The organism is Glutamicibacter sp. MNS18 (assembly GCF_026107515.2).
Taxonomy (GTDB): domain Bacteria; phylum Actinomycetota; class Actinomycetes; order Actinomycetales; family Micrococcaceae; genus Glutamicibacter.
The window spans coordinates 22153-28804 of the sequence record NZ_JAPCHW010000014.1 but is presented as its reverse complement, the minus strand read 5'-3'; the positions used below and the strand labels follow the sequence as shown (position 1 = coordinate 28804).

At 57.7% G+C, this 6652-nt stretch carries 7 protein-coding genes; 2 read left to right on the top strand and 5 right to left on the bottom strand.

Translation table 11 applies throughout. From position 1 onward, the window contains the following. Nucleotides 1-318: 318 nt before the first annotated feature. The 4 genes from OK351_RS15180 to OK351_RS15165 are packed head-to-tail and all read right to left on the bottom strand — an operon-like array spanning nt 319 to nt 4135. Nucleotides 319-1593 carry an NAD(P)/FAD-dependent oxidoreductase gene (locus OK351_RS15180; RefSeq protein WP_265160667.1) on the bottom strand — a complete coding sequence of 425 codons (1275 nt, stop codon included), beginning with the start codon at nt 1591-1593 and terminating at the stop codon, nt 319-321. Further along, nucleotides 1593-1898 (bottom strand): 2Fe-2S iron-sulfur cluster-binding protein, encoded by a 306-nt coding sequence (locus tag OK351_RS15175; protein ID WP_265160665.1) that lies wholly within the window; start codon nt 1896-1898, stop codon nt 1593-1595. Before OK351_RS15175 ends, OK351_RS15180 begins: the two co-directional genes overlap by 1 nt. 21 nt (nt 1899-1919) lie before the next feature. Then, a complete protein-coding gene (locus OK351_RS15170) occupies nt 1920-3152 on the bottom strand; it encodes a cytochrome P450 (protein ID WP_265160663.1) in 1233 nt (410 codons plus the stop codon). A 20-nt stretch (nt 3153-3172) separates the two neighbouring features. Then, the gene (locus OK351_RS15165; RefSeq protein WP_265160661.1) at nt 3173-4135 is read right to left on the bottom strand and encodes an ABC transporter substrate-binding protein; all 963 of its coding nucleotides are present in this window, start codon (nt 4133-4135) and stop codon (nt 3173-3175) included. Nucleotides 4136-4232: 97 nt separating this feature from the next. Here OK351_RS15165 and OK351_RS17980 point away from each other — a divergent pair, with 97 nt between their 5' ends. Then, nucleotides 4233-5141, top strand: coding sequence for an IclR family transcriptional regulator (locus OK351_RS17980; RefSeq protein ID WP_371931465.1), 909 nt, complete (start codon nt 4233-4235; stop codon nt 5139-5141). Here OK351_RS17980 and OK351_RS15160 read toward each other — a convergent pair. Then, the gene (locus OK351_RS15160; protein ID WP_265160659.1) at nt 5138-5641 is read right to left on the bottom strand and encodes an MFS transporter; all 504 of its coding nucleotides are present in this window, start codon (nt 5639-5641) and stop codon (nt 5138-5140) included. The two genes, OK351_RS17980 and OK351_RS15160, sit on opposite strands and share 4 nt — an antisense overlap. Before the next feature lie 366 nt (nt 5642-6007). Here OK351_RS15160 and OK351_RS15155 point away from each other — a divergent pair, with 366 nt between their 5' ends. After that, complete coding sequence (locus OK351_RS15155; RefSeq protein ID WP_265160657.1) at nt 6008-6610, top strand: PepSY domain-containing protein; 603 nt, start codon at nt 6008-6010, stop codon at nt 6608-6610. Nucleotides 6611-6652 lie beyond the last annotated feature (42 nt).

The following is a 6652-nucleotide window of genomic DNA, read 5'->3' as shown; positions in this document are numbered from 1 at the left end:
AGATACCGGGCCTGCACCAGACCCAACACCGGCATCAATTCCCAGATCCCCAGGAACACCAGGATACCGATCAACCCCAACACCGGACGCGGAAGCCCGGTGCCCTTCTTCGCCGAAGCAGCCTTACTCTCGGATGCGGTTTGAGCAGGGGATTCAGACAACGACATCCCCTCTCTTGTCGTTGCGGAAAAGTCAACGCTCATCGCTGGATACCTCCGGTTTGGAGCGAAAGATCATATGAAACACGCATTTGGCGATTCAGGAATTGGTTTCGTGTGTGGCGTGGAGGAAAAGAACCCGGCACGACATGTTTTTGTTTCACTGACTCATAGCCATCTGCGATTTGAGTAAATCTCTTAGGGCGACATCCGAATCCATGGCCTGCCACGGGTCAAGACTTATTCCCTTGGCCAACGCCATCTTCACGGCCATGAAATCCTTGGGCTGGTTAACGCAATCCGCAGCGAGCAATACCCCTTCCCTGAAATACAGAATGGAGAATGTCTCGTCTTGGATGTTGCCGCGGAGTACCGTCTGGTCGTATCCGTGTGACAATCCGGCGATCTGTAGTTTCAGACTGCCCTGGTCAGACCAGAACCAGGGAATGGTACTGTAGCTTTCGCGAGCTCCAGTGAGGGTCGCTGCTGCAACGCGCGCCTGCTCGATCGCATTGGGAACACTCTCGAGACGTATGCGCTCGAACCCGGTCCTGCCGAGTCCGGGAAATGGCATGTTGGCCCCATCGCCAATAGCCACAGTGCGACCGTCCGAAGCCAGCATCTGAGTATCAACAAGGATGCCGTTCTCAATGTCCAATCCGAGTTTCTCAGCGAGCGAAGTCTCGGGAACGACCCCGATACCTACGACAACTGCCGCGGCCTCCAGCGTCTTCTCAACACCGGCTGAATCGATCACTTGCACACCGCTGACCGTTTCCGTTCCACTAATGGCGGAGATCTGTACCTTGGTGTGTACCTCGATCCCTCGTGAACGAAGTGCCTGGGCATAGAATTTGCTGGTTTCCTCACAGACAGCGCGACCGATGAGACGGTCCGAAACCTCCAGTACGGTGACATGACAGCCCAAGCGCATCGCAGTCGAAGCGATTTCGAGACCGATAAATCCACCTCCGACAATCACGATCCTGGCGCCGGGGGTCAATGATGTCGCCAAGCCATCCGCATCGGCCTTGGTGCGAAGATAGTGCATGCCTCGCAGTTGGGACCCCGGAACCTGAAGCTTGCGTACGTTTGCTCCGGTAGCCAACGCCAAGCTAGTGAACTTATGGGTAGTTCCGGTAGCATCAAGGGCTTCACCATACTCCGCCGATTTCCAAGCCAGGGATTCGACACGACGACCGGTGAGTATCGAGATCTCCTGTTCGGCAAACCAATCATCGGAACGCAGCTGCGAATCCAGGCTGTTACTTGCGCCTGACAAGTAACCTTTGGACAACGGCGGGCGCTGGTAGGGCAGGTGTTCCTCGGATCCAAGGAGCGTAATGGGCTCCTGGCTACCGGCCGCACGCAGCGCGGCGGCCAGTTCCAAACCCGCCTGGCCGGCGCCGATGATGAGCGTGGATGATAGGTTCATTACTGCTCCTCAGGTACGGATATTCGCAATCCGGGTAGGGCCGGGATCTGGCATGAGAGACGACTTCCCGTTCTTCGGTCTGTGGCTGTGCAATCCAACAGGCCGTCTTCTTCATCGCCGATGGTCGGTAGCCCTTGGCTGGAATCAACGAAGACGTGGCAGGTGGCGCACATGGCATTGCCTCCGCATTCCGCGACGATTCCCGGGATGTTGTTGGCCAAGGCTGTACGCATGACGCTAAGGCCTGACTCCACGTTCACGATACGTTCGGTGCCATCGGGCTGTACAAAGGTGATGGGTGACAAGGTAGCTACTCCAGATCATTTCTAGGACGTGGACGGGGTAAGCCGCAGTGGCAGGTAATCAAGACCACGCAACGTGTTATTCAGTTGAATCTTGGCCTCGCCTGCCGGTTCGATCTTCTTAACGAGTCGAGCCAATGCGTTCAGCACGCATTCGCCTTCGAGACGAGCCAACATCTGGCCGAGACAGGCATGCACCCCGAATCCGAATCCGACGTGACCTCCGGCGCGACGAGTGATATCGAAGGAATTCGGTTCCTCCCACTGGCGTGGATCGCGGTTGGCTGAAGCCAGAAACATCAAGATCTTCGATCCTTCGGGAATGGCAACACCAGCAATCTCGGTGTCTCCGTTCGCTGTTCGGAAGAACGTCTGCACCGGAGAGGCATAGCGGATTGTCTCCTCAAACGCAGCTCGTGCCTTCTTGGGGTCTGCTTTCAGAGCTTCGAATTGCGCAGGATGCTCGGCCAACGCTTGCATCGCTGAACCGATTCCATGGACCGTTGTATCGACACCGGCCGAGAGAAAGGAACGCAATAGTCGTGCCTGGTCGTCTTCGCTGTAACCTGCAGCCGCGGCTTCGCGGTGAATCTGGGCCCCGAATCCGTCGGGATCCGGACGCCCAGGCTGGCACTGTTCGGTAATCCATGGAACCGCCGCACTTCCGCGTTCCAACGCCATGGAATACAGCTCGTTGACCGGACCGAAGGTGTTAAAAACCATCGAACCATATGGCAGCAGGTTTTCTCGACCATCCCGATCCAAGCCGACCCAGTCAGGGAAAACTTGCAGCGGGTATCTTTCAGCAAGATCCTTGACTCCGTCGATTTCCCCTTTGGCAGCGACTTCTGCTACTACCGCATCGGCTTGGGCTTGGAATTCTTCCTTCATGGACCGCAATAGCTTGGGGTTCAATATCTTGCTGACTACTGCACGTGCTTCGGTATGTTCCGGCGGATCGGCCTCCAGGAGGAGCGAAGGCGGGCGCCAGGGTTTGTCCTTGGCGAAATCGCTGAGTCCCACGCCGCGGGAGGAGACGAAGGTTGAATGGTCGCTAAGCACCGCAGAGACTTCGGCATAACGGGCGACGGCAAAGACCCCATAACGTTCGAGCCACACCACGGGCCCCGCGACACGCATCGTCGCATGGCCTTCATATGGGTTGATTAGAAACTCGTCACTAAATGGATCCAAATCCAAGCAGGGAATCGATCCTGAAATTTCTGGTGGTGCGGTAGTCGAAACCTTGTTGTTCATGATGCTGTTCCTCGAATTCCCTATTTTCCAGCCAACAACGGGACGATGTCCAAGGGGGAATCAATGATGCCGTGTTCATGCATGAGTTGGGCGGCCTTTTCCAGCTGCGCGGCGTCCAACGCCGAGCTAAAGTTAGGCAACTCGATGGCTTCGACTACGTCTGCACTGACTTTGGTATAAGAGGGCACCAAATCGGCCAAAGCTTCGCGGTTGTCTTGGAGATCCTTGGCCGAGCGGGCGATGGATTCCTGAAAGGCTTCGATGGCCTCGGGGTTCTGCTCGGCGAAGGCCCGTGTGGTCACCCAACCAGCGACCGGCATGTCTTCAACGGGGCCGGCAAACAAGTCACCGATTTTCACCAATCCGTTGGCGGTTGCCCCGGCCTGGAACGGTTCTACCTGCCACGCCGCATCGATAATACCGTTCTCCAAGGCGGAAGCCATGTCCGGGTATGGCATTTCGACGATATCCAGATCGCTGGCTTCAAGGCCAGCGGATTCCAACTGGGCACGGATGGCGATGGTGCCGATGTTTTGCAGATTATTCACCGCGAAAGTCTTTCCCTTGAGATCGGATAGCGAACTGATCCCTGAATCCGGGCTGACGAAGATGCCATGATCGGCGCTTCCGATATCGTTGCCGGAGATGATGCTCAACTCGATGCCTTGGTGGGCAGCGAGCAATACTGAGGTGTAGTTGGTGTAGATGACATCGATGTTGCCTGATACCAAAGACGGGACAGCGGTCGCCCCACCTTGGGTCGCGGTCAACTTGATGTCCAGTCCTTCCTCCTCAAAGATTCCTGAATTGTCCGCATGAACCGCGGTCGCGGTGTGCACCAAGGGGAAGTAGCCAACTGTGAGGCTCTGTTCCTCCGGCGCGATGGTTGCGGAGCTGGAACCTGAGCAAGCAGTGGCACTGAGCAGGAGGACGGACGAGGAAGCTATCGCGAACAATAGTCCGGGGATTCGGAGGGTGCGCATGGTGTGGTCCTTTGCTCGTGGATGTCTAGCGAAACTTACTATGACCCACATCACAAGTGCATGTAAGATTGTTTTCCATTGAAAGGAAACGGTGGAAATGGCGAGAGGATCAGCAGGTCGCTCATCACTGAGCAGAGCGATGCAGCTGCTTTCCGTATTCGAAATTGATGCCGTATTCTTGACAGTTTCGGAGCTCTCAGAACGATCAGGGCTGCCTTTGGCTACGACCCACCGCTTAATCGGTGAACTGGTGGAACATGGGCTCCTGGAACGAGACCACAATAAGTCCTACCGTCTAGGGGTTCGACTTTGGGAGCTGGCTTCCAAGACCCCGGGAGCCGTGGGACTTCGGGAGATCGCTAAACCTTATCTGTCAGCAGTGCACGCCCGAGTGAAACAGCACGCCCAAATGGGAGTGCTCAGCGGCCAGGAAGTCGTTTTCGTCGAACGGCTGTCCTCGCCACAAGCGGTAGTGAACTACACAATGATCGGTGGGCGTCTTCCACTGCATGCATCGAGCAGTGGGCTGGTGCTCCTGGCTAATGCCGAGCCGGATTTTCAGGAGCGAATGATTTGTTCGGATCATCAGGTATACACGTCTGAAACCGTTAATGATCCTGGTCAACTTCGCCGATTACTACATAGTGTCCGTCGCGAGGGGTACTGCGTAGGCAGCGGTTACATCCACCCGGATGCCCGGGGCATTGCGGTTCCGGTTCGCGGACCAAAAGAGGAAGTTGTTGCGACGATGGGTGTTGTCGTGCCCAACGATAATTCACCAACGGCGCCATACATTAATCTACTCACGGCAGCATCGCACGCCGTCTCCAAGGACCTTATCGCAGCCTATAGTGCCGATAGGGCCGAACATACCGATGTACTGAGCTCATTTAGGATGTTGGTGCGATCCAGTGAATCTTCTATCGCGGCGATGCCTTCGGTGCCACGGCTAACTGCTGAGCCACTCATCCCGCGATCGAGGAAGAAAGACAGTGGGTCTCCTTAGCTGGGTGCTCCAGGGTTTCCGAACGCTTGCTGGATCCTCCCGGAACCAAACACATGTCGACCGTCTGGAGTACCGCGTGCAACCGCAAACGCGCGGGAAGCCGGTGAGCAAAACACACTACTGCCACTGCGGGCCCCATTGGGGTGTGCGAAGTCAGTGGCAAGACCCCGCGCAGGGCGTAGTAGATGGCCGGCAGTAACCACCGCCAACCCGGCTCCGATAGCGACCTTGCGCATCGAGAAGCGCTCGAGCATGGTGGCGGCGAAGGGGGCTGCCAAGCCGTAGATCACCAGGTTGATCATGACCGCGGTGGACAGTCCCGAGCGGTGCCACCCGAATTCGTGCTCAAGCGGTTGGAAGAACGCCCCGGTGGTCGAGCGGAACGCGGCGGTGGCGATCAGTGCCAGAGCGGTCACCCCGGCGACCAACCAGGCCCGGTGCAGTCGTGGACTACCTACCGGTACGCGGCCAGCTGCTGGTTGGTCTGGGTATTCTGGCAAGGCTGGATCCATCCGGGGAGAGCAAGGGGGAATAGGTACAGGATCATCTTCCTTGATCCCGCGATGAGGTGGGAACTTCTTGACATGATGAGGCAGGCCATCGCAGCTGCCTGTGGATAAACATGTAAAGAACCTTTGCATGTCTACGGTAGCGGGGTGTGGTTGCCGTTGGCTGTGTGGCGCTGCACTGGCTGTTACGGTGTCTGTGCTCCGGGCGCAGACATACGCAATGGCAATGGGATATGCCCAGCCCTACATGAACCCGCGAAATCCGAGATTTTCACTGGCGCACATTGCCGCAGCGGGATAACGTCGGCGCACAATTCCCACGGTTCGACGTAGGGGGTTGCCGGAACCCGAGGAGCCATGATGAAGGCCCAACGCACACTTACCGCCGTTTCAAGCGCGTTCCTGCTGCTGGCGTTCGCGGGCTGTAGCGCACCTTCGGAAACCGAGCCGGAGTCCGAGCAGACCCAATCACCCACGGCCGCACAGCCCACCCAGTCCGAGGAAACTGCACACACCCAAACACCCGTTCCCACCGAAACGCGGATTGCCGGGCCGTTGGATGCTTCCGCGGCAGTGGGCCGTGTCATGGAACTTGCCCCTGGCGCGGTCGTGGAGCTCGGTATGGGACGGGAGCGGGGAGTCGAGGTCTGGGAAGTCGGGGTGTTGCGCGAGGATTCCACCGGGGTCGAACTATATGTGGACCGGCAGACAGCCGATCTCGTACGGGAGTCCCCATTGCAACTATCCAGCGAGCAACGTACACCACCGGCGGTGGTTGCGCTCGAAGCCATCGGTGCAGCGCTGGTCACGGTGCCGGGCTCCGTCACCGAACTGGATCTGGATACCGAGCGCGGCGTTGTGGTCTGGGAAGTGATGGTGGATGCCGACGCGGGCGGCCGCTTCGAACTGTACATCGACGCCACGACAACGCAGATCCTCAAACAGGAACGCGCCGACTAACGGGACAACGCCCCGGCTTTCAAGAGCCGGCCTTGCCTTGAT

Bases quoted from the DNA above. Each gene is read 5' to 3' on its own strand.
- OK351_RS15165 (WP_265160661.1), bottom strand. From the start codon at position 4,135: ATGCGCACCCTCCGAATCCCCGGACTATTGTTCGCGATAGCTTCCTCG.
- OK351_RS15180 (WP_265160667.1), bottom strand. From the start codon at position 1,593: ATGAACCTATCATCCACGCTCATCATCGGCGCCGGCCAGGCGGGTTTG.
- OK351_RS15155 (WP_265160657.1), top strand. From the start codon at position 6,008: ATGATGAAGGCCCAACGCACACTTACCGCCGTTTCAAGCGCGTTCCTG.
- OK351_RS17980 (WP_371931465.1), top strand. From the start codon at position 4,233: ATGGCGAGAGGATCAGCAGGTCGCTCATCACTGAGCAGAGCGATGCAG.
- OK351_RS15170 (WP_265160663.1), bottom strand. From the start codon at position 3,152: ATGAACAACAAGGTTTCGACTACCGCACCACCAGAAATTTCAGGATCG.